The sequence below is a fragment of the Pseudomonas sp. KD5 genome (genome assembly GCF_012932895.1).
In the GTDB taxonomy this organism is placed as follows: Bacteria; Pseudomonadota; Gammaproteobacteria; order Pseudomonadales; family Pseudomonadaceae; genus Aquipseudomonas.
Genome location: NZ_JDWJ01000001.1, coordinates 601,155 through 626,132, shown reverse-complemented (window position 1 = coordinate 626,132; position 24,978 = coordinate 601,155). Strand labels below are relative to the sequence as shown.

28 protein-coding genes are annotated in these 24,978 nt (G+C 60.2%); 11 read left to right on the top strand and 17 right to left on the bottom strand.

Annotated features, from left to right (window positions below; genetic code table 11):
* Positions 1-12 precede the first annotated feature (12 nt).
* Together AF70_RS02785 and AF70_RS02780 are read right to left on the bottom strand one after the other, a co-directional pair.
* Positions 13-837, bottom strand: coding sequence for an alpha/beta fold hydrolase (locus AF70_RS02785; protein ID WP_019580109.1), 825 nt, complete (start codon positions 835-837; stop codon positions 13-15).
* A 32-nt stretch (positions 838-869) separates the two neighbouring features.
* A complete protein-coding gene (locus AF70_RS02780) occupies positions 870-1,445 on the bottom strand; it encodes a flavodoxin family protein (protein ID WP_018925548.1) in 576 nt (191 codons plus the stop codon).
* A 343-nt stretch (positions 1,446-1,788) separates the two neighbouring features.
* Here AF70_RS02780 and AF70_RS02775 point away from each other — a divergent pair, with 343 nt between their 5' ends.
* Positions 1,789-4,593 carry a winged helix-turn-helix domain-containing protein gene (locus AF70_RS02775; RefSeq protein ID WP_028941288.1) on the top strand — a complete coding sequence of 935 codons (2,805 nt, stop codon included), beginning with the start codon at positions 1,789-1,791 and terminating at the stop codon, positions 4,591-4,593.
* Here AF70_RS02775 and AF70_RS02770 read toward each other — a convergent pair.
* Positions 4,558-6,036, bottom strand: coding sequence for a winged helix-turn-helix domain-containing protein (locus tag AF70_RS02770; RefSeq protein WP_028941287.1), 1,479 nt, complete (start codon positions 6,034-6,036; stop codon positions 4,558-4,560). The genes AF70_RS02775 and AF70_RS02770 overlap by 36 nt on opposite strands.
* A 184-nt stretch (positions 6,037-6,220) precedes the next feature.
* On the bottom strand, positions 6,221-7,171 hold the full coding sequence (locus AF70_RS02765) for a GlxA family transcriptional regulator (protein ID WP_018925545.1): 951 nt from the start codon (positions 7,169-7,171) through the stop codon (positions 6,221-6,223).
* Positions 7,172-7,397: 226 nt separating this feature from the next.
* Between AF70_RS02765 and AF70_RS02760 the strand changes: the two genes are divergently transcribed.
* A complete protein-coding gene (locus AF70_RS02760) occupies positions 7,398-8,120 on the top strand; it encodes a pirin family protein (RefSeq protein ID WP_019580105.1) in 723 nt (240 codons plus the stop codon).
* A 92-nt stretch (positions 8,121-8,212) separates the two neighbouring features.
* On the opposite strand, the gene AF70_RS02755 is transcribed toward AF70_RS02760, so the two are convergent.
* The 6 genes from AF70_RS02755 to AF70_RS02730 form a co-directional block, all read right to left on the bottom strand.
* Positions 8,213-9,031: a helix-turn-helix transcriptional regulator gene (locus AF70_RS02755; protein WP_028941286.1), complete on the bottom strand. Its 819-nt coding sequence runs from the start codon at positions 9,029-9,031 to the stop codon at positions 8,213-8,215.
* A 5-nt stretch (positions 9,032-9,036) separates the two neighbouring features.
* Complete coding sequence (locus AF70_RS02750; protein WP_028941285.1) at positions 9,037-9,576, bottom strand: kinase inhibitor; 540 nt, start codon at positions 9,574-9,576, stop codon at positions 9,037-9,039.
* 125 nt (positions 9,577-9,701) lie between these two features.
* Positions 9,702-10,295, bottom strand: coding sequence for an NUDIX domain-containing protein (locus tag AF70_RS02745; RefSeq protein WP_028941284.1), 594 nt, complete (start codon positions 10,293-10,295; stop codon positions 9,702-9,704).
* A 242-nt stretch (positions 10,296-10,537) separates the two neighbouring features.
* Positions 10,538-10,780, bottom strand: coding sequence for a hypothetical protein (locus AF70_RS02740; protein ID WP_019580101.1), 243 nt, complete (start codon positions 10,778-10,780; stop codon positions 10,538-10,540).
* Positions 10,781-10,792: 12 nt separating this feature from the next.
* Positions 10,793-11,293 (bottom strand): hypothetical protein, encoded by a 501-nt coding sequence (locus AF70_RS02735; RefSeq protein WP_028941283.1) that lies wholly within the window; start codon positions 11,291-11,293, stop codon positions 10,793-10,795.
* A 158-nt stretch (positions 11,294-11,451) separates the two neighbouring features.
* Positions 11,452-11,889, bottom strand: coding sequence for a hemerythrin domain-containing protein (locus tag AF70_RS02730; protein WP_028941282.1), 438 nt, complete (start codon positions 11,887-11,889; stop codon positions 11,452-11,454).
* Between the two features lie 148 nt (positions 11,890-12,037).
* Between AF70_RS02730 and AF70_RS02725 the strand changes: the two genes are divergently transcribed.
* Entirely contained in the window at positions 12,038-12,466 is a 429-nt protein-coding gene (locus AF70_RS02725; protein ID WP_019580097.1) for an N-acetyltransferase, read from the top strand.
* Between the two features lie 95 nt (positions 12,467-12,561).
* Here AF70_RS02725 and AF70_RS02720 read toward each other — a convergent pair whose 3' ends face one another.
* A complete protein-coding gene (locus AF70_RS02720; protein WP_007904889.1) occupies positions 12,562-12,912 on the bottom strand; it encodes a hypothetical protein in 351 nt (116 codons plus the stop codon).
* Positions 12,913-13,059: 147 nt separating this feature from the next.
* On the opposite strand from AF70_RS02720, the gene AF70_RS02715 reads away from it, so the two are divergent.
* The 8 genes from AF70_RS02715 to AF70_RS02680 all read left to right on the top strand — a co-directional run bounded on the left by AF70_RS02715 (position 13,060) and on the right by AF70_RS02680 (position 17,226).
* Complete coding sequence (locus AF70_RS02715) at positions 13,060-13,308, top strand: hypothetical protein (protein ID WP_007941139.1); 249 nt, start codon at positions 13,060-13,062, stop codon at positions 13,306-13,308.
* A gap of 18 nt (positions 13,309-13,326) precedes the next feature.
* Positions 13,327-13,656 (top strand): DUF6388 family protein, encoded by a 330-nt coding sequence (locus AF70_RS02710; protein WP_019648485.1) that lies wholly within the window; start codon positions 13,327-13,329, stop codon positions 13,654-13,656.
* Between the two features lie 98 nt (positions 13,657-13,754).
* The gene (tusD, locus tag AF70_RS02705; protein WP_026345734.1) at positions 13,755-14,147 is read left to right on the top strand and encodes a sulfurtransferase complex subunit TusD; all 393 of its coding nucleotides are present in this window, start codon (positions 13,755-13,757) and stop codon (positions 14,145-14,147) included.
* 1 nt (position 14,148) lies between these two features.
* Complete coding sequence (gene tusC, locus AF70_RS02700; protein ID WP_028941281.1) at positions 14,149-14,511, top strand: sulfurtransferase complex subunit TusC; 363 nt, start codon at positions 14,149-14,151, stop codon at positions 14,509-14,511.
* Positions 14,511-14,804, top strand: coding sequence for a sulfurtransferase complex subunit TusB (gene tusB / locus AF70_RS02695; RefSeq protein WP_018925535.1), 294 nt, complete (start codon positions 14,511-14,513; stop codon positions 14,802-14,804). Before tusC ends, tusB begins: the two co-directional genes overlap by 1 nt.
* Positions 14,801-15,136, top strand: a complete 336-nt coding sequence (locus AF70_RS02690) for a TusE/DsrC/DsvC family sulfur relay protein (RefSeq protein WP_028941280.1) — start codon at positions 14,801-14,803, stop codon at positions 15,134-15,136. Before tusB ends, AF70_RS02690 begins: the two co-directional genes overlap by 4 nt.
* Positions 15,133-16,134: a glycosyl transferase family protein gene (locus tag AF70_RS02685; protein WP_028941279.1), complete on the top strand. Its 1,002-nt coding sequence runs from the start codon at positions 15,133-15,135 to the stop codon at positions 16,132-16,134. The genes AF70_RS02690 and AF70_RS02685 overlap by 4 nt, the downstream gene beginning before the upstream one ends.
* A 90-nt stretch (positions 16,135-16,224) precedes the next feature.
* Complete coding sequence (locus AF70_RS02680) at positions 16,225-17,226, top strand: glutathione S-transferase family protein (RefSeq protein ID WP_028941278.1); 1,002 nt, start codon at positions 16,225-16,227, stop codon at positions 17,224-17,226.
* 131 nt (positions 17,227-17,357) lie between these two features.
* Here the strand turns inward: AF70_RS02680 and cysG are convergent, their stop codons facing one another.
* From cysG to AF70_RS02650, 6 genes are all read right to left on the bottom strand, one after another.
* Positions 17,358-18,752 (bottom strand): siroheme synthase CysG, encoded by a 1,395-nt coding sequence (gene cysG, locus AF70_RS02675; RefSeq protein ID WP_019580092.1) that lies wholly within the window; start codon positions 18,750-18,752, stop codon positions 17,358-17,360.
* Complete coding sequence (gene serS, locus AF70_RS02670) at positions 18,753-20,033, bottom strand: serine--tRNA ligase (RefSeq protein ID WP_018925530.1); 1,281 nt, start codon at positions 20,031-20,033, stop codon at positions 18,753-18,755.
* Positions 20,034-20,048: 15 nt separating this feature from the next.
* Complete coding sequence (gene crcB / locus AF70_RS02665; protein WP_007941127.1) at positions 20,049-20,423, bottom strand: fluoride efflux transporter CrcB; 375 nt, start codon at positions 20,421-20,423, stop codon at positions 20,049-20,051.
* Complete coding sequence (locus tag AF70_RS02660) at positions 20,423-21,745, bottom strand: replication-associated recombination protein A (protein ID WP_019580091.1); 1,323 nt, start codon at positions 21,743-21,745, stop codon at positions 20,423-20,425. Before AF70_RS02660 ends, crcB begins: the two co-directional genes overlap by 1 nt.
* Before the next feature lie 69 nt (positions 21,746-21,814).
* Positions 21,815-22,438, bottom strand: coding sequence for an outer membrane lipoprotein chaperone LolA (gene lolA / locus AF70_RS02655; RefSeq protein WP_019580090.1), 624 nt, complete (start codon positions 22,436-22,438; stop codon positions 21,815-21,817).
* 68 nt (positions 22,439-22,506) lie between these two features.
* Complete coding sequence (locus AF70_RS02650; protein ID WP_019580089.1) at positions 22,507-24,912, bottom strand: DNA translocase FtsK; 2,406 nt, start codon at positions 24,910-24,912, stop codon at positions 22,507-22,509.
* Between the last annotated feature and the right edge of the window lie 66 nt (positions 24,913-24,978).

Here is a 24,978-nt window from a genome sequence, read left to right as displayed (position 1 = left end):
CTTTGATTTTGATCAGCCCTTGATGAACGCCAGCAGATCTTCGTTGAGTTGATCCTTGTGGGTATCGGTCAGGCCGTGTGGAGCTCCCGGATAGACTTTCAATGTGGAGCCCTTGACCAGTTTCGCCGAGGCGATGCCCGCCGCTTCGATCGGCACTACCTGATCGTCGTCACCATGCACCACGAGGGTCGGCACGTCGAACTTCTTCAGGTCTTCGGTGAAGTCGGTTTCAGAGAACGCCTTGATGCAGTCGTACGCGTTCTTGTGGCCGGAAGCCATGCCCTGCAGCCAGAACCAGTCGATCATGCCTTGCGAAGGTTTGGCACCCGGCCGGTTGAAACCGAAGAACGGACCGCTGGCCAGATCCTTGTACAACTGCGAACGGTCGACCAAAGACGCCTGACGAATACCGTCGAATACTTCCATTGGCAGGCCGCCAGGGTTGGTGTCGGTCTTGAGCATCTGCGGTGGCACCGATGAAATCAGCCCGGCCTTGGCCACGCGACCGGTGCCGTGGCGACCGATGTAGCGCGCCACTTCGCCACCGCCAGTGGAGAAACCGAACAACACAGCGTTTTGCAGATCCAGATGCTCGATCAACTGCGCCAGGTCATCGGCGTAGGTGTCCATGTCATTGCCGAACCATGGCTGGCTCGAACGGCCGTGACCACGGCGGTCATGGGCGATGACCCGGTAGCCTTTGGAGGCCAGGAAGATCATCTGCGACTCCCAACTGTCGGCGTTCAACGGCCAACCGTGGCTGAAGACGATCGGCTGACCGGTTCCCCAGTCCTTGTAGTAAATCTCGGTGCCGTCTCGGGTAGTAAAGGTGCTCATTACGACTCTCCTGATGCATGGGTTTACGACGATTAACAAGAGGTTTGAGCCAGGCGTTCGGCCAGGCGCGCCACCCGCTCGCCCAAATGTGCGGCGGTGCGGCGGTCTTCCAGGGGCGGAGCAAATTCGGGGGATTGTTCGACGTTCGATTGGGCCATCGCCCCCAGCGAACTGCCGAGTCGGTTCAACTGCCCGTCGAACAGGCCAAGGCTGCTGCGCGCCGGCAGCAGGTCGAGGCCGACCCAGATCATCGAGTGCTGGGCGGCGAACACCGCCATCTGCAGCAAGGTATTGAGCTTGTCGCCACACAGGCATCCGGAGTTGGTAAACCCGGCAGCGAGCTTGTCGCGCCAGGGCTGGGCCAGGTAGAACGAGGCGGTGGCCTCCATGAAACCCTTGAAGGCTGCCGAGGCGCTGCCCATGTAGGTGGGGGCGCCGAAGATGATTGCATCGGCACGGTGCAAGCGCTCCCAGTGGTCGTCCACTTCCTCCACCGGAATCAGCCGACAGGTGCTGCCCAAGTGTCGTTCCACCCCCAGGCCCACGGCTTCGGCCATGACCCGGGTGTGCCCGTAACCACTGTGATAGACCACCACCACGTTGCTCATTCCGGCTCCTCCAGAAGTGTTCGTCCTTTTTGCGGCACGCTTTTTGTTGCACTTTCTGTTGCAAAAAGGCCGATACCTTCGGCTACTTGAAGAAATGGATTTTTGAGCGTAGACCGGATCGGTACGAGTTAAACGTTGTTAATTTTCTGCCGTACACCCATGGCCCCGGCGTGCCGTTCACCAGCGCTGAGTCCAATAAATACGGGGCCGCCGGGCACTGACGGCAAGGCCGCAGCCGTTGTACCTGCTGTCGAGATGTATGACGCCACGTTGCGCTACCGAAAAAACCTCAGGAATATGCCTGGATACCGCGTGATAGAAGGATGCAAGCAGGAGTGACCCGTTGACCCTTACCCCCGAACAGGCCATCCGTTTCGGCCCCTACCGGATCTACCCCGGACAACGCCTGGTGATGGAGGCCGACCAGCCCCTGCGCCTGGGCAGGCAAGCCATGGACATTCTGTTGGTCCTGCTGGAGCACGCAGGCCAGGTGGTGAGCAAACAACAACTGATCGCGCGGGTCTGGCCCAAAAGCGTGGTGGAAGACATCAATCTGCGCGTGCACATGGCAGCACTGCGCAAAGCCCTCGGTGACGGTCAGGCCGGTCAGCGTTACATCATCACCGTCGCCCAACGCGGCTACAGTTTTGTCGCGCCATTTTCCCTGGAATCCATCGAACAACGCCCCCAAAACGACGCTAATGAACCAGGCGGCCATAACCTGCCGGTGCGCCGGACTCGCATGATCGGCCGTCAGGCCCTGGTCGACAGACTGCTGGCGCAACTCTCACAGCAACGTTTCATCACCCTCGTGGGCCCCGGCGGGATCGGCAAGACGACCGTGGCGCTGCGCGTCGCCGAGCAACTGATCGGTCGCTATCGAGACGGCATTCGCCTGGTGGACCTGGCACCGATCAACTGCCCTTTGATGATCGGCGCGCACTTGGCGACAGCGCTGGGCTTGTCGTTGCATGACGCCGACCCCATGAACGGGCTCGCCACATGCTTGCGCGAACGACAGATGCTGCTGGTCATCGACAACTGCGAACACCTGATCGATGCCATTGCGTTGCTCAGCGAAAGCATCCTGCGCGCGGCGCCCCAAGTGCACATTCTGGCCACCAGTCGCGAAAGCCTGCGGGCCGAAGGCGAATACGTACAGCGCCTGGAATCGCTGGACTGCCCACCGCCCATCGCCGTGCTCGACCGAGCTCAGGCCCTGACGTTTTCGGCGCTGCAATTGTTTGTCGAGCGGGCGATGGCCAGCCACGACAGCTTCGAACTGAGCGAAGCCGACCTACCGCTGGCGATTGAAATCTGCCGACGTCTGGACGGCATCCCGTTGGCGATCGAACTGGCAGCGGCGCAGGTTGGCAACCTGGGTTTGAGCGGCTTGCTGTCGCAACTGCAAGACAGCTTTCGCCTGCTCGCCCAAGGCTGCCCGACCACCATGGGCCGCCATCAGACCCTGCGCGCGACTCTGGACTGGAGCTTCGAACTGCTCAATGCCTGCGAGCAAACGTGCCTGCGCCGACTGGGGATATTCCGGGGCGCTTTTACCCTGGAATCGGCGGCTGCCGTGATTGTCGGCCAGTACGTCGAGCCCGATGTGGTGTTTGCCTCGATTACCCAATTGGTGGCCAAGTCATTGCTGAACGTGGAAGTCGGCGATGAAGAAGTGTTCTACCGTCTGCTCGACACCACGCGTGGCTATGCGCTGGAAAAGCTCGACCAGGCCCAAGAGCTGGCGGACACCCGAGAGCGCCACGCCGAATGCTGCCTGGCCTTGATGCAGCAGGCGCAAAGTGAATGGGAACACACCCAGAGCGAGCGCTGGACCGAGCGTTACGCCCGCAGCCTGGACGACATTCGTGCAGTCCTGGATTGGGGCTTGAACGCTCAAGGGCCGCAGGCCTTGGCCATCCGTCTCGCCGCGACCTCGGCACCGCTCTGGCAAGAGCTGTCGCTGCTCAAGGAATACGGGGTGTACGTGGGCAAAGCCCTGGCGTTGCTCGAAGCGACGCACCAGCCCTGTCCGCGTTTGACCATGAACCTCAAGCTTGCCCTCGGCAGTTCCTGCTACCACACCCAGGGCAATAGCACCGAAGCCGTCGAAGCCTTCGTCAGCGCCAAACACCTGGCCGAACACTGCAACGATATGGCCGGTCAGCTCAAAGCGATTTCCGGGCACCTGGCGGTTGATCTCAGCTGCGGCCACTACCAACTGGCTCTGGAGCAGAGCCGACAATTCGAGCGGTTGAGGCCGCACGACGACGCGGTGACGGCCCTCAGCACCCAACGTTTGCGGGTCCTGGCCCTGCATTTTGCCGGGGATCAGGCACTGGCGCGGGAGAATGCCGAACAGGTCATTCAACGTCTGGCCCAGAGCGGCCAGCTCAACCGCTTCACCCATGGCTTTGGCGTGCAATACGACCAGAGCGTGGCGGCCCTGACGATTCTGGCGCGCATTCTCTGGCTGCAAGGGCTCCCGGAAAAAGCCTGGCATACCGCAAGACAGGCGCTCGACATCGCGATGCAAATCAATCATGGCACGTCCATCTGCTACACCCTGGCGCTGTCCGGTTGCCTGATCGCCCACTACAACGGCAACACGCCGGTCGCCCGCGAGCTCCTGGCCTTGCTGCTTGAGCAGTCGAAGAAACACTCGGTGTTGCTGTTCTACACCTGGGCCAAACACTACGCGCAGGTAATCGACGGAACTGATGCGCCCTCATCCCCGCGACCGGACACCGGGTTGGTCAAGGAAATCATGGTCACTCTGGGCAGCCGTTTCATCGATGATGCGTTGCTGGAGCGGGCCGAAAACGGCGCGGCGGGCTGGAGCACGGCAGAGATTCTGCGGGCCCGGGCCGACGCGTTACTGGCAGAGGATTGCCCGAGCAGTGCTGACGCGGCCGAGGCGGTGCTGCTCAAGGCTTTAGCCGTGGCAAAAACTCAGGGAGCGCTGGCCTGGGAGCTGCGCAGTGCGACTTCGCTGGCCCAGCTGTGGCAGCGTCAGGGCCACTTCCGGCAAGCCCATGAGCTGCTGGCGCCGATTTACCAGCGCTTCACCGAAGGCTTCGCCACACCGGACCTGATAAAAGTCCGGCGGTTACTCGACGAGTTGCAGCACCACCTGTCCGACTGATGTCCAGTGGGCCCGGCTGATGTAGCGCTCATAACGCAGTTCGAAGGCACGCAAGTAACCGCTGTTTTCGAGTTTCTCCAGGGCGTAGGTGCGAGTGGTATTGAGGAAACGGTAGCGCGTTACGCCGTTGCCCTGCTCGACCGACAGCAGCGATTTATTCGCCAGACTCTCCACCACGTTGACCAGGCTTGCGGGCAGCAACATCGCGCCACTGACCACGCCAATCGCCGCGTCCAGGGTGAACGCCATCTTGAACACCGCCAGCCGCTGCAACACGATCTGTTCCAACGGGCTTAGCCGTTCATAGCTCCAATCCAGTGCGGCTTTGAGATTCTGATGCCGTGGCACGGCGGTGCGTCGACCTTGGCTCAACAGCTGAAAACAGTTGCCCAGTTGCGCTTGCAACCCTACCAGCGCCAATGCATCGATCTGCGCCGCCGCCAGCTCAATGGCCAGGGGCAAGCCATCCAGCCGACGACAGATTTCACGCACAGCATTGAGATCCTGTTGGCGCAGGGCAAACCCTAGCTGACGGGCTCGGGCGCGGCTGACCAACAGCTGCACCGCTGAATACCCCATGGCCTCGTCCACGCTATAAATCGCCGAGACTGGCGGCACCGTCAGGGCGGGTAACCGCAGCAGCGTTTCCCCCGCTGCTCGCAGCGGTTCGCGACTGGTGGCGAGGATCGACAATCGAGGCGCCGAGGCCAACAGATCGTCCACCACTGTCCTGCAACGTTCGAGCAGGTGTTCGCAGTTGTCGAGCACCACCAAGGCATGCCGTTGCGCCAACGCGTTTGCGCCAACGTCTAATTCCAGGGTGCGCGACAGATGATCGACAAGCTGCGATGGGTCATCGATGGCCGACAGGTCAACCATCCAGACACCATCCCGATAGTGCTGCAACAGCAGCTCGGCCACGCGCAACGCCACGGTGGTCTTGCCGATGCCCGCAGGGCCGATCAGGGTCATGAAGCGTCGAACCGGCAACTGCCGGACCACGCTGCCGACGATCGAGTCGCGACCGGTCACCGGTGTGAGCCGCGCAGGCAAGTTGTGTTGAGGCTTGTGCACGGTTTCGACCAGCACCGGCGTGCCCGCCCGATCGTGCTGCACCGGGGCGATGAAGCTATAACCGCGCTGGGGAATATTAACGATATAAGGCTGCCCGTTCGGCCCATCGCCGAGCGCTCGACGCAGGGCGGCAATGTGGACGCGCAAGTTGATTTCCTCGACCACCGAGGTCGGCCATACGTGGGCAATCAGCGCCTCTTTGCTGACCACCGCACCAGCGTGCTCAACCAGCACCTGCAAAATGTCCAGGGCTCGCCCGCCCATGCGCAGCGGCCGATCACCGTCCAGGATCAACCGCTGATGCAAGTGGAATGCGTAGGGCCCGAACCGCAGCACCGTGTCACTGTTTATCTCTCTGAGGTTGTTCATGCACGTTCATATGCTGAAAACCTGGCTCGGCTCAAGGAACTGCAAGCTCCATCGATCCCGCCCATCCAGGCTCCGCACCTCCCAAAAAAGAGTTCACGGGTATCTTGGCAGGCATGGGTGACGGTACAACGGCCATGGGAGGAGCGTCACGGTCATCGCGGTGCGCACGACGGACAACAGCGCGTTAACTGAACTGCTCGCGGTACTGGGTGGGGGTCAGGCCGAGCTTTTCACTGAATAGAAATCGCATGTGCCGCACGCTGCCGAAGCCACTTTTATAGGCCACAGTCTTGAGCGGCAGCTCGCTGGTTTCCAACAGATTCCTGGCGTGATCGATGCGCGCGCTTTGCAGAAACTCCATCGGCGTCATGTTCACTTCCCGAGTGAAAACCCTGGCGAAGTGCCGCGCACTCATGTTCACCAGACTGGCCATACGCTCGATACCGAACGCTTCGTCGAGGTGTTCGAGCACATGGTTCTGCACCCGGGTGACCGGCGTTTCCTGGGGGCCCACCGCGGCCATCAACGGACTGAACTGCGCCTGCCCGCCCTGGCGTTTCATCACTACCAGCAGCACTTTGGCGACGTCCTGGGCGACTTTCTTGCCGTGGTCCTGGGCAACCACCGCCAGCGCCAGATCGATACCGGCGGTGACACCGCCGGAAGTGATGAGGTTGCGGTCCTGCACGAAAATCTGATCGGTCTCGACGACAGCCTTGGGGAAGCCTTTGATCAGTCGTTCGGTGTAATGCCAGTGAGTGGTCACGCGAAAGCCGTCCAGCAATCCGGCATGCCCGAGCACGAACGCGCCGGTGCAGATCGACCCGTATCGGTCAGCACGGCTGATGGCTCCCCGAAGCCAGTCGAGCAGCGGCGGATACTTTTCGTTGTAGGCCCCCGGCCCGCCTGGCACCAGCAACAGGTCATAGTGCTCGTTAGCCTGATCGATGTGCAGATCCGCCAGTACGCTCACGCCGTTGGAGGCCCGCAATGCGCCCTGCACGGTGCCGATGGTCAACAGCTCGTATCGGTCCGCCGGTTGCAGATAACGATTGGCGATGGAAAACACTTCCATGGGGCCGGCCATGTCGAGCAGGAGAAAGTCTGGGAACAACACCATTGCCACGGTTTTCATGGGTTCAAGGTCACTAATAGAGAACTGTTCAATACCATTGCGCCGCCCACAGGTCTGGCGCCCCACATTATGGCCACATGTAACAACAAGCATACATGAACCCGTTCACACAACTGTCAACCTGTGCGAGACAGTATTTCAATTTCCATCTACTTACTGCACTTTCAGGTAAACATTAACCTTCTCCTCACTCGGACGAATTCACGTCCTGACAGGAGATTTCATCATGCTGACCCTTCGCAAAGCTTCGGATCGCGGCGCGGCCAATCACGGTTGGTTGAAGTCGTTCCATACCTTTTCCTTTGCCAACTACCGCAACCCGCGGGAACAGGGTTTTTCCGACCTGTTGGTGATCAACGACGACCGCGTAGCCGCCGGCAAAGGCTTTGGCCAGCACCCTCACCGCGACATGGAGATTTTCTCCTACGTGCTCGAAGGCGCGCTGGAACACAAGGACACTTTAGGCACGGGTTCGGTGATCCGCCCTGGCGATGTGCAACTGATGAGCGCCGGCAGTGGCGTGGCGCACAGTGAATACAACCACTCATCGACACGCCCGGTGCACTTCCTGCAAATCTGGATCGTGCCTGACGTCAGCGGCGCCAAACCGCGTTATCAGCAAGAGCATTTCAGCACGCAGAAAAAACGCGGCCGCTTGCAGTTGATCATCTCCCCGGATGGGGCCAAGGGTTCATTGAAAGTCCGGCAGGATGCGCGGGTGTATGCCGGCCTGATCGACGGCAAGGAAAGCGCCACGCTGGAACTGGCTGCCGATCGCTACGCCTATGTGCATGTGGCGCGGGGCAGTGTCGAGCTGAACGGTATGCAGCTGCAGGAAGGCGACGGCGTACGGGTTCGCAAAGAAAAGGTGCTGACCTTGAGCAATGGCGTGGACGCTGAGGTGCTGGTGTTTGATCTGCGGCCGCAGGAATTGCCGGAAATGCCGTGATCCCCTTGTTCAACGCCCGCAAAAAAACGGCCTGATCAAGGCCGTTTTTTGGCCGCGACAAAAATCCTGTAGGAGCGAGGCCACAGGAATATCTAAATCGCCGCCCGCAATTCCCGTGGCGACAGGCCGTAATGTGAGCGAAAGCGCACGGCAAAACGTGAGGCCGAGGCGTAACCGCTGGCACCGGCAATTTCACCGATGGGCCGGGAAGTGGTTTGCAACCATTGCAACGCGGTCGCCAGTCGAACGCTTTCCAGAATATTCCTGAAGCTGCTCCCCTCATTGGCCAGTTGGCGACGCAAAGTCGACTCACCGAGATTCAGGTGTTGAGCGACGCTCGCAACCGTCCAGTCGCTCTCAGGGCTGCCCATCACCAACTGCTGCACACGCTCGCACAGTGGATCATTGCGATCCATCAGCAGCGGTCCGGCCTGGCCGTTGAGGCCCAGGCTGAGCAGAACCGCTTCCCCATAGTGGGTGCGTAATGCATCCGGCGCGTTCGCATTGATGGCGGCCAATAACTGATCCCATGCCTGCGTCGTGTGCCTGTCCAGAGGAACACACAGATCTGTCTTCGGGGCACGGTGACCATTCATGATCTGCCGGCCATATCGGCTGCTGAAGTTGCGCAGTGTCGAACCGGGAAAGGTCACGACATCAGCGATGTAGTGACCGTGAAGACCGGGGAAGTTCGAGATACCAAGCTCACGCCCGGCCGGCAACAGAATCAGATGTTGCGGCCCTGCGCGCATCTCCCGGTCATCCCATTGCAACAGCTTTTCCCCCTGTCGCACTCGACACAAGGCAGTCGCGAATATCGGCACCCGTTGCAAGGTATGAGGCTGCCGCGCCCGTATGACACACGCATCGATAATGTTTTCCCGGTGCTGGATGCCGTCACAAGGGCGCATCGTTCTTAACGTCCGTAAGTTGAAGTGATGGTCGCTTTGGCCAAGGCGTTGGCATTGAGCATATAGCCCACCAAGGCTCCGCTGGCCTGGCTGTCGAGTGGCAGCTTATCGACTTTCAACGCCCATACGGTGAATTGATAGCGATGGGGCTTATCCCCCACAGGAGGGCACGCTCCGCCAAATCCCGGTTGGCCATAATCGGTTCGTCCTTGTACGGCACCGGCAGGCAGGTTCGAACCGACCCCGCTTGGCAAACTTTTGGTTGAAGCCGGTAAGTTGACCACCGTCCAATGCCACCAGCCGCTGCCAGTCGGCGCATCAGGGTCATAGACCGTGATTGCGTAACTTTTAGTGCCCACCGGGGCGTTGGACCAGGACAGTTGCGGAGACGTATTTCCCCCTTCACAACCGAAACCCTGGAATACCTCGCGACTGGTCAGCGGGCGATTTTCAGCAATATCCTGGCTTGTCAGCGAGAAGTCGGCTGCGTGCCCAGTGAGGACGACCCCCATGGACAATGCGGATAGGATAATTCGGATGTTCATCGTGACCTCATCGGTGTCTTGGCGTGAAGCACGAGTCTAGAGAGAGCAAAGGCTGATTACTGTGCCGAAACGCTCGACCATTGTGCCTGAACGCTCTCTCGATCCAGGCACTGTCACAGGTAATCTCAAACCGCTGCGAAGATATTCTTCATCGCCGCGTACTGCAGCAGCATGATGGTCTTGGCATCGCAAATTTCCCCGCGATAAAACGCCTCGAGGGCGTCGTCGAACTTCCACTCCAACACTTCCAGTTCTTCAGTTTCGTCTTCCAGCCCACCGCCCTCGCTGACTTTCGAAGAGGCGTCGTACTCGGCAATAAAGAAATGCAGTTTCTCCGTGACCGAACCGGGGCTCATGTAGGACTCGAACACCTTCTGCACATGGTGGACGCGATAGCCGGTTTCTTCCTCAGCTTCAGCGCGAATGCGCTCTTCAGGCGCAGCGCCTTCCAGCAGCCCCGCCGCCACTTCAATCAACAAACCATCATGGCCGTTGACGAACACCGGCAACCGGAACTGGCGGGTCAGCACGACAGTTTTCTTCTCGCGGTTGAACAGCAGGATCGCCGCACCGTTGCCACGGTCATAAACCTCGCGGGTCTGGCGCTGCCAGTCGCCGTTGTTGCGCAAGTAATCAAACGTGATTTTCTTCAGCAGATACCAGTCGTGGGACAGCACCTGGGACTCGATGATGTTGACCCGCTCGGCTGTGTTCGACATGACAATCCATCCTTATGTTCGTCAGAAAGCGTCCATGTTAGGCGAAAACAGAAAAAACCGGCGACTGTCGTAATGCTGTGCACTCAAGAGAACCTTGAGCCGGAGAAACCTGTGGCGAGGGAGCTTGCTCCCGCTGGGCTGCGTAGCGGCCCCAAAAATCTGACAACCATTGCGATTTTTGTGAGCGCTACGCACTCAAGCGGGAGCAAGGTATCCGTCCGGTCAACACACCTTCCTGACCTTCATCCAATCTGCTCGAACCGCCGCCTGGTCACGAACAGCCCCGCGCCCACTGGCACGGCAAGGACCGACATCAATCCCAAGTCAAAGCCCAGCAACTGGGTCTGGCTCACTGCAACGCAGCCGATTGCGCCTGCCACCACCAGCGTCACCCCTAGCCACTTGCGCAGCGGGTACGGCTTAAGAAACCGATCAAGTAGAAAGGCCAGCGCCACGACGATGACCGTCTGGGTAATTTCGGACATGTGCAGCCCCACTCAGGTCTTGATGATCAGGGATTCGGAAGAGCGCTGTGGGCCAATCCCACCATTGACCTGCGCCTGGATGCTGACGATTACGTCGCCAGCATGGTAGGTGGGCAGAGCGTCATTGACGTACGAGCGCACACCCGCAGTTACAACAGTACCTGCGGTGACACTGCCTGCAGGTCCGGCTAAACCGCCCACAGTACCGGCAGCGCCACCGAAGGCGGAGGCGGCCAGGTTGGCGACCTTGGTGCGTTGGGCATTGAGGGCATCGCCCTGTTGCCGGGTCAGCGGCTTGGAGATGCCGATCATCATCACGCACGGCAGGCTCTTGGCCTGCATCTTGTCGTACACCTCGACAACCTTGCTGTTGACCTCATAGTGGGCGCTTTTCGCCTCGCCAAAATGCAGCTCGCGCAGGCGTCCGCGCTCGCTGTCGGTGAGGGTGATCTGCGAGACGTTGAAGACGATCCCGTGAGTGCCCATGTATTGGAAAGTCCCTTCGAACTTCATCGCGCGCATCCTTTCGAGGCAAAGATGGCGATTCTCTACAAGGAGCGCATTGGGTTCAAATCATTTCACCTTGCCGGCAAGGTGTGTTGGCTCCCTCGCCACAAGTTCTTACTGACTCAAGACTCTCTTGAGTGAACCGCATTGCGGAGCTTTCATCCTCAGGAAAGTTGCGCCCTGTATTCTTTCTGATACTCCCCGGCGAGGGTTTCTTTCTGTTGGTCGTCGAGTAACTTGCCGGCCATCTGAAAGAACTTCTGCTCCTCCTCTTTGAGGTGGTGATGGACCTTCTCCGAGAGTTTTTTCGCCGTTGCCAACCAGGACGGACTGGACATTTGGGTGGCATCCAGCGTTTCCATCATCTCGTCCATTTCGTGGTGTTCGGAGATAGCGTGGCGGCCAAGATCCACGCCGTTGTCGAACTCCATCAGCGGGATGTAGAAATGGCGTTCTTCAGCGGTTGCGTGGGCCTGAAGCTCGGATTTGAGCCGTTTGTAAGCCTCGACCCGTTCCAGGGTGTCGCCACTGGTTTGAATCACTGCATCGGCATAGCGGCGCTGACGGTCGTGGCTTTCGCGCAAGGCTTCAAAAATGTTCACGGGCTGCCCTCAATGACTGCTTTCAACAACGATGCTGTTCACGCTAGACATTCCCGGAGCCCCGGGGGTTCCTTGGGCTTCGGGGGGATAGAACAATCGCCGCAACCGGGATAGGCTCCGTGTTCACTGCCATAAGGATGTGTTGCCTATGACTCTGCGAATCGAATTGTCGAAAAATGCCACTGCGGAGGAGCGCGAAGCAATCCTCACACCACTGCGCGCCTACAACGCCGCAAAGGCCGGGGCCACGGTGTCGGAGCAGATTGCTTTGCTGGTACGCAATGACAGCGACGAGATTCTCGGCGGGCTTTATGGCCGGGTGTTTTACCAATGGTTTTTCATTGAGTTGTTGTCGGTGCCGGAGCTGGCCCGGGGACAAGGGATGGGCTCGAAACTGATGCAGATGGCCGAAGACCTGGCGCGGGAAAAGAAATGCGTGGGGATCTGGCTGGACACCTTCGACTTCCAGGCGCCGGAGTTTTACAAGAAGCACGGCTACAGCGAGTTGGGGCACATTGCCGATTATCCGCCGGGCCACAAGCGCTTCTTTTTTCAGAAGCGTTTGATGGATTTGTAAGCGTCGGTTTTTGTGTTGCCTTCAAAAGATCGCAGCCTCGTTTCACTCTGTCGAGTGAAACGAGGCTGCGATCTTTTCTGGATCTTCGATCTTGCTTACAAACAGGTCGCCAACGCCGCCAATCGGCGCTTGGCGACAAAATCGTCGTGCTGCGCGTAGTAGCTCAATGCTGTACCCGAGGCGTCGGTGGTCACGTCCACGAAAGACTCGGCCGAACGGGTGTAGACCGTCGATCCGCCCTTCTTGCCCGGCTGCAAATACGCACCGGCATCGACGCCGAACACCGCCTCGTCCTGCCAGGCAAACTGCACGCACTGGGCGACGACTTTTTCCGGTTTGTCCGAGGTCAGGGTTTTGTACGGGGTTTTGGTGCGGGCGTCGTTCATCGCCGATCCGGCGCAGCCCGCCAGCAAGGTTGCGGCCAGCGCCACCATCAGAATTCGCATTGCGTTCGCTCATAAGGAAAAAGCGGACTGTACCACCGCGGCGCGGCGTATCGTTCTGCTTTACTTCATTTATACCGCGACACCGCGCAACGATTCGCGCACCCTGTCGCGCCGATAGCCTCGCATCACCCATTTTTCAGGAAAGCCATGACACCCAACGCCGAGTTCTACAAACCCTCCACCGACTACGCCGACAAACTGATCAGCCAGATCGGCCAGACGCCGGCCTGGATCGCCAAGCGAATTGGCGTCACCGACAAGCGGATTCGTTACATTCTCGACGGCGAAAGAACCGTCAAAGGCGAAACCACGCCGATCCAGATGACCTACACCGAGCAGTTTGCCCTTGAGTGTCTGGCTGCGGCTGCCAAAGCGAGCAAAAAGCAGTCTTCGTAATCCCCTCAAGGAGTGACCATGGCGGCAACCGAACAGCAACACGAACAGGCGCTGAGGAAGTTTCTCGATGAACGCCCTGAGCTGCGTCTTGAGCTCGACAATCTCAATCCCCTGCTCGCCCAGGCCAAAGGCGAGACGATGGCGCAGTACCGCGACGAACGCTTGCATGAAGCGTTCGAAGCCGAGGCCGAGCGCCTGGGTTTGTTTGCCTGGGAGCTGACACTGCAACTGACCACCGCCACGCCCGAGGAATATCAGGCCCAACGCATGGAAGTGCACAAGGAAGTTGCAGAGATGGCCGGCATGAACTGGCTTGAGTATTGCGAGTTGTATGGGCTAACCAAATAATCCTCGCGATGGCAGCGACTCGGTCTGCGAGTAAACGCCCTTCGCCGCCCTGCCGATAAAGCTTTATCATGGCCGCAGTTTTGCTGATCGAGTCCGTCATGAAATTCGCCATTGCGCTGTTTTCCGCCGCCCATGCGCCCTCCTCGCGCCGTGCCTTGTTGTTCGCCCAGGCCGCGCTGGCCGGCGGGCATGAGATTGTCCGGCTGTTTTTCTATCAGGATGGCGTCTACAACGCGTCCGGCAGTGTGGTCACGCCTCAGGATGAGCAGGATTTGCCCAAGCAATGGCGCACCTTTGTCAGCGAGCATCAACTCGATGGCGTGGTCTGCATCGCCGCCGCCCTGCGTCGTGGCGTGCTGAACGAGGAAGAAGCCCAGCGCTATCAGCGTGAAGCGGTCGCCGTGGGAGCGCCGTGGGAATTGTCCGGCCTTGGCCAGTTGCATGACGCGGTGCAGGACGCCGACCGCCTGATCTGTTTCGGAGGCGCGTGAGATGGCTAAATCCTTGCTGATTATCAGCCGTCAGGCGCCGTGGTCCGGGCCGAATGCGCGGGAAGCGCTGGACATTGTATTGGCCGGCGGCGCCTTCGATCTGCCGATCGGGCTGCTGTTTCTTGATGACGGCGTGTTCCAGCTCGCTGCGAAACAGGACGCCAAGGCGTTGCAGCAGAAAGACCTGAGCGCCAACCTGCAAGCCTTGCCGATGTTTGGCGTCGAAGATCTGTTCGTGTGCGCTGACAGCGTAGCGGCCCGAGGCCTGGACCCCAAAGGTCTGTCGCTTGAAGAAGCCCGGGTACTGAGCGCCCAGGACATCACCGCCCTTATTGACCGTTACGACCAGGTGATCACCCTCTGATGTCGACTTTGCATGTGTTGTCTCATTCCCCATTCGGCGACGAGCGCCTGGGCAGTTGCCTGCGCGTGATCGGCCCCAACGATGCGCTGCTGCTGAGTGGCGACGCGGCCTATGCCTTGCAGCCAGGCACCGCGCCATTCAGCTCTTTGCATGCTCGCAACCTGAAACTGTTCGTACTGGCCGAAGACGCACAGGCCCGTGCTCTGCAGGTTCCGGACTGGGCCAGTGCCATTGACTACCCGGCCTTCGTCGAACTGTCGATTCACTATGACAAGGTCAACAGTTGGCTATGAAATCCCTGACCGTTGGCGCCCGCGCCATTGAACTGGACAAGGACGGTTTCCTGGTGGAACTGAACGACTGGTCTACCGAGGTGGCCACCGCCCTCGCCGCCGCCGAAGACATCGAGTTGAGCCCGGAACATTGGGAAATCCTCGAACTGCTGCGCAGTTTCTACGACGAATTCCAGTTGTCCCCGGCCACCCGCCCGCTGATCAAGTACACCGCATTGAAGCTCGGCCCCGACAAGGGCAACAGCCTGCACCTGAACCGACTGTTCAAAGGCACCCCTGCCAAACTCGCCGCGAAACTGGCGGGCCTGCCCAAACCGACGAATTGCTTATGACCGACTATCCAGCGCTGACCCTCGAAACGCCCGCCGAGCACCCGTTCGCCCAATTCGTGCGGATCCTTGGCAAAGGCAAACGCGGCGCACGCGATCTGACCCGGGCCGAAGCCCGCGAGGCCATGGGCATGGTGCTCGACGACAAGGTCGAGGACACCCAGCTCGGCGCGTTCCTGATGCTGTTGCGACACAAGGAAGAGAGCGCCGAGGAAATGGCCGGGTTCACCGAAGCCTTGCGTGAACGCCTGAGTCCCCCGGCGCTGACGGTCGATCTGGACTGGCCGACGTACGCAGGCAAGAAGCGGCATTTGCCGTGGTATCTGCTGGCGGCCAAGTGCCTGGCGCAGAACGGCCTGCGCATCTTCATGCACGGCGGCGGCGCGCACACGGCGGGGCGACTGTACAGCGAACAACTGCTCGAGACGCTGAACATACCGTTGTGCCGCAACTGGCAGCAGGTCGGTGCGGCACTCGATCAGGGCGGTCTGGCGTTCATGCCATTGGTGGACTGGGCTCCACAACTCCAGCGAATGATCGACCTGCGCAACACTCTGGGCCTGCGCTCGCCGATCCATTCCCTGGCGCGGATTCTCAACCCGTTGGGCGCCCGTTGTGGCCTGCAAAGCATTTTCCACCCCGGCTACCAGGCGGTGCATCGCGATGCCAGCGGTCTGCTCGGGGACACGGCAATCGTCGTCAAGGGCGATGGCGGCGAAATTGAGATCAACCCGGACGCTGACAGTCACCTGTATGGCACCACCGGCGGCGAAAGTTGGGATGAAGAATGGCCGCAGCTGTCGAGCCAGCGCCACGTCAAACCGGCGAGCCTGGATCCGGAGCACTTGAAAGCCGTGTGGCGTGGCGACGCGGTCGACAGCTATCCGCAAATGGCGCTGATCTCGACCATGGCCCTGGCCTTGCGCGGCCTCGGCCAGTCTCGCGAACAAGCCTTCGAAACCGCCCAGCAATATTGGGACGCCCGGGACCGATCGATTTAATCGATCATAACAGCCCAACCTTTGCGCTTTTTGTTCGAACCTATGCGCATAGACTCCTCTCCAACGTTTATAGGTTGAGGAGTCAGGCACATGGGTTTGTTAGTCGAAGGTCGCTGGCAGGATCAGTGGTACCAAAGCAGCAAGGATGGCGCGTTCCAGCGTGAACAGGCGCAGCGTCGCAACTGGCTGACCGCCGATGGCAAGCCAGGCCCGAGCGGCGTCGGTGGTTTTGCCGCCGAGGCCGGTCGCTATCACCTCTATGTGTCGCTCGCCTGCCCGTGGGCCCATCGCACGCTGATCCTGCGCAAACTCAAAGGCCTCGAAAGCCTGATCGACGTGTCGGTGGTCAGCTGGTTGATGCTGGAAAACGGCTGGACCTTCGATAAAAACCTCGGATCGACTGGCGACAAGCTCGATCATTTCAATTTCATGCACCAACGCTACACCGCCGATACCGCCGACTACACCGGCCGCGTCACCGTGCCGGTGCTGTGGGATAAACAGACCAACCGCATCGTCAGCAATGAATCGGCGGAGATCATCCGCATGTTCAACAGCGCATTCGATGACTTGACCGGCAATGACCTGGATTTCTACCCCGCTCCGCTGCGCAACGAAATCGACGCCCTGAACGAGCGGATATATCCAGCAGTGAACAACGGCGTCTATCGCGCCGGGTTTGCCACCTCGCAGCAGGCTTACGAAGAAGCGTTCGATGAGTTGTTTGCTGAGCTGGATCGGTTGGAGCAACTGCTGGGAGCGAATCGTTACCTGACGGGTGAATACCTGACCGAAGCGGATATTCGCCTGTTCACCACGCTGATTCGTTTTGATGCGGTGTATCACGGCCACTTCAAATGCAATCTGCGGCGGATTGCCGATTATCCGAACCTGTCGAACTGGTTACGGGAGATTTATCAGTGGCCCGGGATTGCCGAGACGGTGGATTTCACCCACATCAAGAACCACTACTATGGCAGCCACAAAACCATCAATCCGACCGGGATTGTGCCTAAAGGGCCGGCGCAGGATTTCACCGGGGCGCATGATCGGGGGCGGTTGAGTGGGAAAGAGGTTTGGCGCAAGGCCTGAGGTTGATCGTTCCCACTCTGCGTGGGAATGTATCCCGTGACGCTCTGCGTCACATCCGAAACGGAACGCGGAGCGTCCCTGGCGGCGTTCCCACGCGGAGCGTGGGAACGATCACACAGACAACACAGAAATCAGACCTGCGCTTGAGCCCCTTCGAACCACGCCAGTTTCTCGCGCAGTTGCACCACTTCCCCGACGATCACCAGTGTCGGCGCATGCACTTCATGCTCCGCCACTAGCCGTGGCAGGTCGGCCAGAGTGCCGGTAAATACCCGCTGATTGACCGTGGTGCCCTGCTGGATCAACGCCGCCGGGGTATCGGCCGCGCGACCGTGCTTGATCAACTGCTCGCAGATGATCGGCAAGCCCACCAGCCCCATGTAAAACACCAGGGTTTGCGCCGGCGCGACCAGGTCGGCCCACGGCAAATCGGTGGAACCGTCCTTGAGGTGCCCGGTGACAAACCGCACTGACTGCGCGTAATCGCGGTGAGTCAGCGGAATCCCGGCATACGCCGCGCAACCGCTGGCAGCGGTAATGCCCGGCACGACCTGGAACGGGATGCCATGGGCCGCCAGTTCTTCGATCTCTTCGCCGCCACGCCCGAAAATGAACGGATCGCCACCCTTCAAGCGCACCACGCGCTTGCCGGCCTTGGCCAGATCCACCAGATGCTGGTTGATCTGTTCCTGAGGCACGGCGTGATCGGCGCGGCGCTTGCCGACGTAGACCCGCTCGGCATCGCGACGGCACAAATCCAGAATCGCCGGCGCCACCAGACGGTCATACAACACCACGTCGGCTTGCTGCATCAGGCGCAAGGCGCGGAAGGTCAACAGGTCGGGATCACCCGGCCCGGCGCCCACCAGATAAACCTCGCCAGTGGCTACAGGGGCTTCGCCATTGATTTTGGCCAGCATCAAGCGCTCGGCCTCGGCGCCCTGCCCGGCCAGTTGCCGGTCGGCAATCGGTCCCTGGAACACATCCTCCCAGAACGCCCGACGCTGCTGCACGTCCGGAAACAGGCCTTTGACCTGGTTGCGGAAACGCGCCGCCAGACCGGCCAGTTGTCCGTAAGTGGAAGGAATCCAGGTTTCCAGCTTGGCGCGAATCAACCGCGCCAGCACCGGTGCATCACCGCCACTGGACACGGCAATGATCAGCGGCGAACGGTCGACAATCGCCGGGAAGATCACGCTGCACAAGGCCGGCGCGTCCACCACGTTGACCGGCACGCAACGCCGATGGGCATCGGCGGAGACTTGCGCGTTCAGCGGTTCGTCGTCGGTGGCGGCGATGATCAGCCCGCAACCGTCCAGATCCGCCTCGACGTAGCCACGCACCAGGCACTCGCCACCGCTGCCGGCTACCAGCTCACGCAACTGCGGTTCGATTTCAGGTGCGACCACCCGCAGCAGCGCACCGGCTTCGGCCAGCAGGCGGGATTTGCGCAAGGCAATCTCCCCCCCGCCGACGACCAACACACGACTGCCGCGAAGGTTATGGAACAGCGGCAGATAGTCCATTTAGCCGATGACCTCAAGGCCACCCATGTAAGGCTTGAGCACTTCAGGCACACGGATCGAACCGTCGGCCTGCTGATAGTTCTCGAGTACCGCCACCAGGGTACGACCGACCGCCAGGCCGGAACCGTTCAGGGTGTGCACCAGTTCAGGCTTGCCGGTTTCCGGGTTGCGGAAACGCGCTTGCATACGGCGCGCCTGGAAGTCGCCACAGTTGGAGCACGACGAAATCTCGCGGTACTTGTCCTGGCTCGGAATCCACACTTCCAGGTCGTAGGTCTTGACCGCGCTGAAGCCCATGTCGCCGGTGCACAGCGCCAGGGTGCGGTATGGCAGCTCCAGCAGTTGCAGGACTTTCTCGGCGTTGGCGGTCAGGTTTTCCAGCGCTTGCATCGAGGTCGACGGCTCAACGATCTGGACCATCTCGACTTTGTCGAACTGGTGCTGACGGATCATCCCGCGGGTGTCGCGACCCGACGCGCCAGCCTCGCTGCGGAAGCACGGCGTGTGTGCCACGAACTTGATCGGCAGCAGTTTCGAATCGACGATTTCGCCGGCCACGATGTTGGTCAGCGACACTTCAGCGGTCGGGATCAGGTACAGATCGGCTTCGCCGTCGCGGCTGATCTTGAACAGGTCTTCTTCGAATTTCGGCAACTGACCGGTGCCCTGCAGGGCTGGCGCTTGTACCAGATAAGGCGTGTAAGCCTCTTCGTAACCGTGTTCGTTGATGTGCAGGTTGATCATGAACTGCGCCAGGGCACGGTGCAGGCGAGCAATCGGGCCGCGCAGCAGGGCGAAACGGGCGCCGGACAGCTTGGCGGCGGTTTCGAAGTCCAGCCAGCCGAACTTCTCGCCCAGGGCCACGTGGTCCTGAACCGGGAAGTCGAAAGCCTTCGGCGTGCCCCAACGGCGCACTTCAACGTTGCCTTCTTCGTCATCGCCAACCGGCACCGATTCGTGCGGCAGGTTCGGAATGCCCAGCAGGATCGAATCCAGCTCGGTCTGGATCGCGTCCAGCTCGACTTTACCGGCGCTCAACTCGCCCGCCATACGCTCGACATCCGCCATCAGCGGCGCGATGTCTTCGCCGCGCTGCTTGGCCTGGCCGATGGATTTGGAGCGCGCGTTACGTTCAGCCTGCAGAGCTTCGGTGCGGGTCTGGACGGTCTTGCGCTGTTCTTCCAGCGCTTCGATGCGCGCAACATCCAGGGCAAAGCCACGGGATGCCAGGCGGTCCGCTACGTCCTGAAGGTTGCTACGTAACAGTTTGGAATCGAGCATGTCGGTTTCTCGTTATCAAAGTTTGGTCAAGGACAGGCCAGCCCAGGTGGCGAGCAGCCCGCCGAATACGCTGATGGCCGCATAGCCCAAGGCCAGCGGCACTTGCCCGGTTTCCAGCAGGCGCACCGTATCCAGTGAAAAGGATGAAAAAGTCGTCAGCCCCCCGAGGAAGCCAACGATCAACCCGGCGCGTACCGCAAACGATACCTCCGGGCGAATCAAAAACAGGCCGTATAGAACGCCGATCAGCAAACAGCCCACGATATTAACGGCCAGCGTCGCGGTATAGAAGTGCCGCGGCCAATTCGCGTTGATCCAGTTACCGGTGGCGAAGCGCAACAGCGTACCGGCGACACCGCCGACAGAAACCGCAACGATCAAGGGAATCACTATTTTCTCCGCTGTCGGGGGCTTAGACGGTCAAGCTGCGCGAGGTGGTTGAGCTTTTCGCCGATCTTCAGCTCCAGGCCGCGAGGCACGGGTTGATAGAACCGTTGTGGCTCCAACTCATCCGGGAAGTAATCTTCGCCAGCGGCGTAGGCATCCGGTTCATCGTGGGCGTAACGATATTCATCGCCATAACCCAATTGCTTCATCAACTTGGTCGGCGCATTGCGCAGGTGCAGCGGCACTTCCAGCGAACCGTGTTCGGTAGCGCTGCGCATCGCGGCCTTGAAGCCCATGTACACCGCGTTGCTTTTTGGCGCGCAAGCCAGATAGGTAATGGCTTGGGCCACCGCCAGTTCGCCTTCGGGGCTACCGAGGCGCTCCTGCACTTCCCACGCCGCCAGGCATAGGCTCAGGGCGCGGGGGTCGGCATTGCCGATGTCTTCGCTGGCCATGCGCACCACGCGTCGGGCCAGGTACAGCGGGTCGCAGCCGCCGTCGATCATTCGCGCGAACCAGTACAGCGCGCCATCGGGGTTGGAACCGCGTACCGATTTATGCAGCGCGGATATCTGGTCGTAGAAGGCTTCGCCGCCCTTGTCGAAACGTCGACGGGTGTCGCCGAGCAGACTTTGCAGCAGGTCGACGCCGATTTCGCTCTGGTCTTCGGCCAGGTCCGAGGCGTTTTCCAGCAAGTTAAGCAAACGCCGGCCATCGCCATCGGCGGCGGACAGCAGCATCTGGAAGCCCTCGTCGCTGAGGGTCAGTTGCCGCTTGCCCAGCCCGCGCTCTTCGGTCAGCGCGCGATGCACCAGCTTGCGCAGGGCGGCTTCGTCGAGGCTTTTGAGCACATAGACACGCGCCCGGGACAGCAGCGCGTTGTTGAGTTCGAACGAGGGGTTTTCCGTGGTCGCGCCGATGAAAATCAGCGTGCCGTCTTCAACGTATGGCAGGAACGCATCCTGCTGGGACTTGTTGAAGCGATGCACTTCATCAACGAACAGGATGGTGCGTTTACCGTACTGCCCGGCCTGCTGCTTGGCGACTTCCACCGCCTGACGAATCTCCTTGACCCCGGCCAGCACCGCCGAAACCGTTTCGAAGTGCGCATCGGAGACTTCCGCCAGCAGCCGCGCCAGGGTGGTTTTACCCACGCCCGGTGGCCCCCAGAAAATCATCGAGTGCAGGGCACCCTGCTCCAGGGCTTCGCGCAAAGGCTTGCCGCGAGCGAGCACGTGTTCCTGACCGACGTACTCGTCCAGATTGGCCGCACGCAAACGGGCGGCCAGAGGCTGAGCAATCGGGGCGCTGCGAAACAGGTCCATCACGTACTTTTAAAACCTCGAGTCAATTCTCAAGTTTGGCGAACACCACACAAGCCCGCTTCTACAGGTTTACTCCTGGATCACATCGGCACCCTTGGGAATGTCGAACTTGAATTTGGAGGCCGGGATTGGCTCGTTGGCCTTCACACCGGTGAACAGGATGTTGGTGCGCTGGCCGACGCTGTCGATCATCTGCATATCATTGACCAGACCATTGCGGAACGATAGGCGCAGGCTGTCGAACAGGGTGTCCTTGGTTTTCGGCTTCAGGGTGAAGTCGATCACGCCGCCGGCTTCCTTGGCGCTGATGTCGAAGCTCTGGCTGATCTTGGACACGTCACCGGACAGCAGCAACGCCGGGGTCTGGGTCAGACGCTGATCAAGAGTCTTGATGGTGGCCTGTTCCAGATCCGGGTCCCACAGGGTCACTTTCTTACCGTCCGATACCATGGTTTGCTCGGCCGGCGCGTTGGTGTGCCAGTAGAACAGGCCCGGGCGCTGCAAGGACATTTCACCCGCAGTTTCTTGTAACTGGGTGCCGCTGCCGTCGAGGGTCAGCTGAGAGAAGTGCGCGGTCAGGGTCTGGGATTTTTCCAGCAGTTGAGTCAGACGCGCCACGTCCTTGTCGTCGGCGTGGGCCGAGAGCGTGGTCAAAGCCAGTACCGGCAGCAGCAACATGCGGATAAGACGCATGGGAGTCCTCATAAACATTCGTGGGAGTGCGGGCGGCGCCTCAAGACGCCGCCCCTTTCAATACCGGATCAGTCGCGCACCGGGCCAGGGGCCAGGACTTCACGCGAACCGTTGGTGTTCATGGACGTTACGACCCCGGCCATTTCCATGGCTTCGATCATGCGCGCCGCGCGGTTGTAGCCGATTTTCAGCTTGCGCTGAACCGCGGAGATGGATGCGCGACGGCTTTCCAGGACGAACTGCACCGCTTCGTCGTAGAGCGCGTCGGTTTCGGCATCATCTTCACCGCCACCGCCGCCGTTTTCAAAGCCGCTACCAGCCTCTTCGACACCGGCGAGAATGTCATCGTTGTATTCCGGCGCGCCGCGCAACTTCCAGGCTTCAACCACCCGGTGCACCTCGTCATCGGACACGAATGCGCCGTGAACACGAATCGGCAGGCTGGTGCCCGGCGGCATGTACAACATATCACCGTGGCCCAGCAGTTGTTCGGCGCCGCCCTGGTCGATGATGGTCCGCGAATCGATCTTGCTCGATACCTGGAACGCCATACGGGTCGGGATGTTCGCCTTGATCAGACCGGTGATCACATCCACCGACGGACGCTGGGTCGCGAGGATCAAGTGGATGCCCGCCGCACGCGCCTTCTGCGCGATACGCGCGATCAGCTCTTCAACCTTCTTGCCGACGATCATCATCATGTCGGCGAATTCGTCGACCACCACGACGATGGTCGGCAGCTTCTGCAGCAGCGGTGCCTCGTCGTGGATGCTTTCGCGCTTGTACAGCGGATCGCTCAACGGCTCGCCAGCGTCCTGGGCTTCCTTGACCTTGGCGTTGAAGCCCGACAGGTTACGCACGCCCATCTTCGCCATCAGTTTGTAGCGCCGCTCCATTTCGGCGACGCTCCAGCGCAAGGCGTTGGCGGCATCCTTCATGTCGGTGACCACCGGGCACAGCAGGTGCGGGATGCCTTCGTAGATCGACAGCTCAAGCATTTTCGGGTCGATCATGATCAGCTTGGCGTCTTCAGGGCCCGACTTGAACAGAATCGACAGGATCATCGCGTTCACACCCACCGACTTACCGGAACCGGTCGTACCGGCCACCAGCAAGTGGGGCATTTTCGCCAGGTCAGTGATGACCGGTTTGCCGCCGATGTCGTGACCCAGGGCCAAGGTGACCGGAGACTTGAAGTTATCGTACTCGGGGGTCGACAAGACCTCGGAGAACCGCACGATCTGCCGGTCTTCGTTAGGGATCTCGATACCGACCGTGGTCTTGCCCGGAATCACTTCCACCACGCGCACGCTGGTCACGGCCAGGGAACGGGCCAGGTCTTTCGCCAGGTTGGCAATGCGGCTGACTTTCACCCCGGCGGCAGGCTGGATTTCGTAACGGGTGATGACCGGGCCCGGGTGAATCGAGTCTACCGAGACTTCGACGCCGAATTCCTTGAGCTTGATTTCCAGCAAGTGGCCGACGGCCGCCAGGGATTCAGGCGAATAATTGAGTTGTTTCTTTTCCGCCGGGTCGAGAATTGAAATCGGCGGCAAGGTGCCTTCCACGGCGCTGTCGACGAACAACGGCGCTTGTTTCTCTTTTTCCACGCGCTTGCTCGGAGCGGCCGGCTTCGGCGGTGCGGGAGCAATCACCGGCGGCACCTGCTTTTCACGCTCGGACATGTGCTTGCTCAGGGCCTGCTCGCGCTCGATCAGGCGTTCCTTGACCTTGGCCTGCTCACGTTTGTCGGTGACCGTCGGCGCAACCACGTCGTGCACGCGATCGTCGACTTCACGCAGCTGGGCGACCAATTGCTTGCGTTCGGTACGGGCTGCCCACCAGCGATTGGCCGCGCCCTGAAACAATTCGAACAAATCGAGGGTGATCTTGCCGGTGACGTCCATCACCTTGAACCATGACAGGTCGGTGAATACCGTCAGGCCGAACAGGAACAGCGCAATGAACAGCAGCGTGCTGCCCTGAATATTCAGGGCATTCTTCGCCAGATCGCCGAGGCTTTCACCCAAAGCGCCGCCCGCGCCGGCCGGCAGACCGGTCGCCGCATGGAAATGGATATGAGCCAGCGCCGCGCCCGACAGCACCAGAAACACCAGGCCGATCAGGCGCCAGGAAAACAGCCAGCCGCTCCACTGCCATGGCTCGTGGCGCTGACGGAAGATCTGATAGGCCTTGATCGCCAGCAATAGCGGGAAAATGTAGGCGAAGTAACCCAGGACCATGAACAGGATGTCGGCGCTGTAAGAGCCGGCAGGCCCGCCGAAGTTCTGTACGTCGTCGATCTTGCTGTTATGGCTCCAGCCCGGATCGTCCTTGCCATAGGTCAACAAGGCCATCATCAGGAACAGGCACAAGGCGCCGATGGCGATCAATGCACCTTCCTTGAGCCGGTAGTGCAATTGCTGGCGCCAGAGCGGAACGACTGTTTTAGGTGCTGCGGTGGATTTCTTCAAAACGCTTCTTTTCCTGCGCCCTTGGCGCGTCCATCTGTTGAATGACTATAAAAACTGCCCAATCCA

Excerpts from the sequence above, each read along its gene's own strand:
- AF70_RS02720 (WP_007904889.1), bottom strand. The coding sequence starts at position 12,912 with ATGCGAATTCTGATGGTGGCGCTGGCCGCAACCTTGCTGGCGGGCTGC.
- AF70_RS02660 (WP_019580091.1), bottom strand. The coding sequence starts at position 21,745 with ATGGACCTGTTTCGCAGCGCCCCGATTGCTCAGCCTCTGGCCGCCCGT.
- tusB (WP_018925535.1), top strand. The coding sequence starts at position 14,511 with ATGTCGACTTTGCATGTGTTGTCTCATTCCCCATTCGGCGACGAGCGC.
- AF70_RS02735 (WP_028941283.1), bottom strand. The coding sequence starts at position 11,293 with ATGAAGTTCGAAGGGACTTTCCAATACATGGGCACTCACGGGATCGTC.
- AF70_RS02755 (WP_028941286.1), bottom strand. The coding sequence starts at position 9,031 with ATGCGCCCTTGTGACGGCATCCAGCACCGGGAAAACATTATCGATGCG.
- AF70_RS02780 (WP_018925548.1), bottom strand. The coding sequence starts at position 1,445 with ATGAGCAACGTGGTGGTGGTCTATCACAGTGGTTACGGGCACACCCGG.
- AF70_RS02685 (WP_028941279.1), top strand. The coding sequence starts at position 15,133 with ATGACCGACTATCCAGCGCTGACCCTCGAAACGCCCGCCGAGCACCCG.
- AF70_RS02710 (WP_019648485.1), top strand. The coding sequence starts at position 13,327 with ATGGCGGCAACCGAACAGCAACACGAACAGGCGCTGAGGAAGTTTCTC.
- lolA (WP_019580090.1), bottom strand. The coding sequence starts at position 22,438 with ATGCGTCTTATCCGCATGTTGCTGCTGCCGGTACTGGCTTTGACCACG.
- serS (WP_018925530.1), bottom strand. The coding sequence starts at position 20,033 with ATGCTCGATTCCAAACTGTTACGTAGCAACCTTCAGGACGTAGCGGAC.
- cysG (WP_019580092.1), bottom strand. The coding sequence starts at position 18,752 with ATGGACTATCTGCCGCTGTTCCATAACCTTCGCGGCAGTCGTGTGTTG.
- tusD (WP_026345734.1), top strand. The coding sequence starts at position 13,755 with ATGAAATTCGCCATTGCGCTGTTTTCCGCCGCCCATGCGCCCTCCTCG.
- AF70_RS02760 (WP_019580105.1), top strand. The coding sequence starts at position 7,398 with ATGCTGACCCTTCGCAAAGCTTCGGATCGCGGCGCGGCCAATCACGGT.
- tusC (WP_028941281.1), top strand. The coding sequence starts at position 14,149 with ATGGCTAAATCCTTGCTGATTATCAGCCGTCAGGCGCCGTGGTCCGGG.
- AF70_RS02725 (WP_019580097.1), top strand. The coding sequence starts at position 12,038 with ATGACTCTGCGAATCGAATTGTCGAAAAATGCCACTGCGGAGGAGCGC.
- AF70_RS02750 (WP_028941285.1), bottom strand. The coding sequence starts at position 9,576 with ATGAACATCCGAATTATCCTATCCGCATTGTCCATGGGGGTCGTCCTC.
- AF70_RS02715 (WP_007941139.1), top strand. The coding sequence starts at position 13,060 with ATGACACCCAACGCCGAGTTCTACAAACCCTCCACCGACTACGCCGAC.
- AF70_RS02765 (WP_018925545.1), bottom strand. The coding sequence starts at position 7,171 with ATGAAAACCGTGGCAATGGTGTTGTTCCCAGACTTTCTCCTGCTCGAC.
- AF70_RS02690 (WP_028941280.1), top strand. The coding sequence starts at position 14,801 with ATGAAATCCCTGACCGTTGGCGCCCGCGCCATTGAACTGGACAAGGAC.
- AF70_RS02680 (WP_028941278.1), top strand. The coding sequence starts at position 16,225 with ATGGGTTTGTTAGTCGAAGGTCGCTGGCAGGATCAGTGGTACCAAAGC.
- AF70_RS02745 (WP_028941284.1), bottom strand. The coding sequence starts at position 10,295 with ATGTCGAACACAGCCGAGCGGGTCAACATCATCGAGTCCCAGGTGCTG.
- AF70_RS02770 (WP_028941287.1), bottom strand. The coding sequence starts at position 6,036 with ATGAACAACCTCAGAGAGATAAACAGTGACACGGTGCTGCGGTTCGGG.
- AF70_RS02740 (WP_019580101.1), bottom strand. The coding sequence starts at position 10,780 with ATGTCCGAAATTACCCAGACGGTCATCGTCGTGGCGCTGGCCTTTCTA.
- AF70_RS02785 (WP_019580109.1), bottom strand. The coding sequence starts at position 837 with ATGAGCACCTTTACTACCCGAGACGGCACCGAGATTTACTACAAGGAC.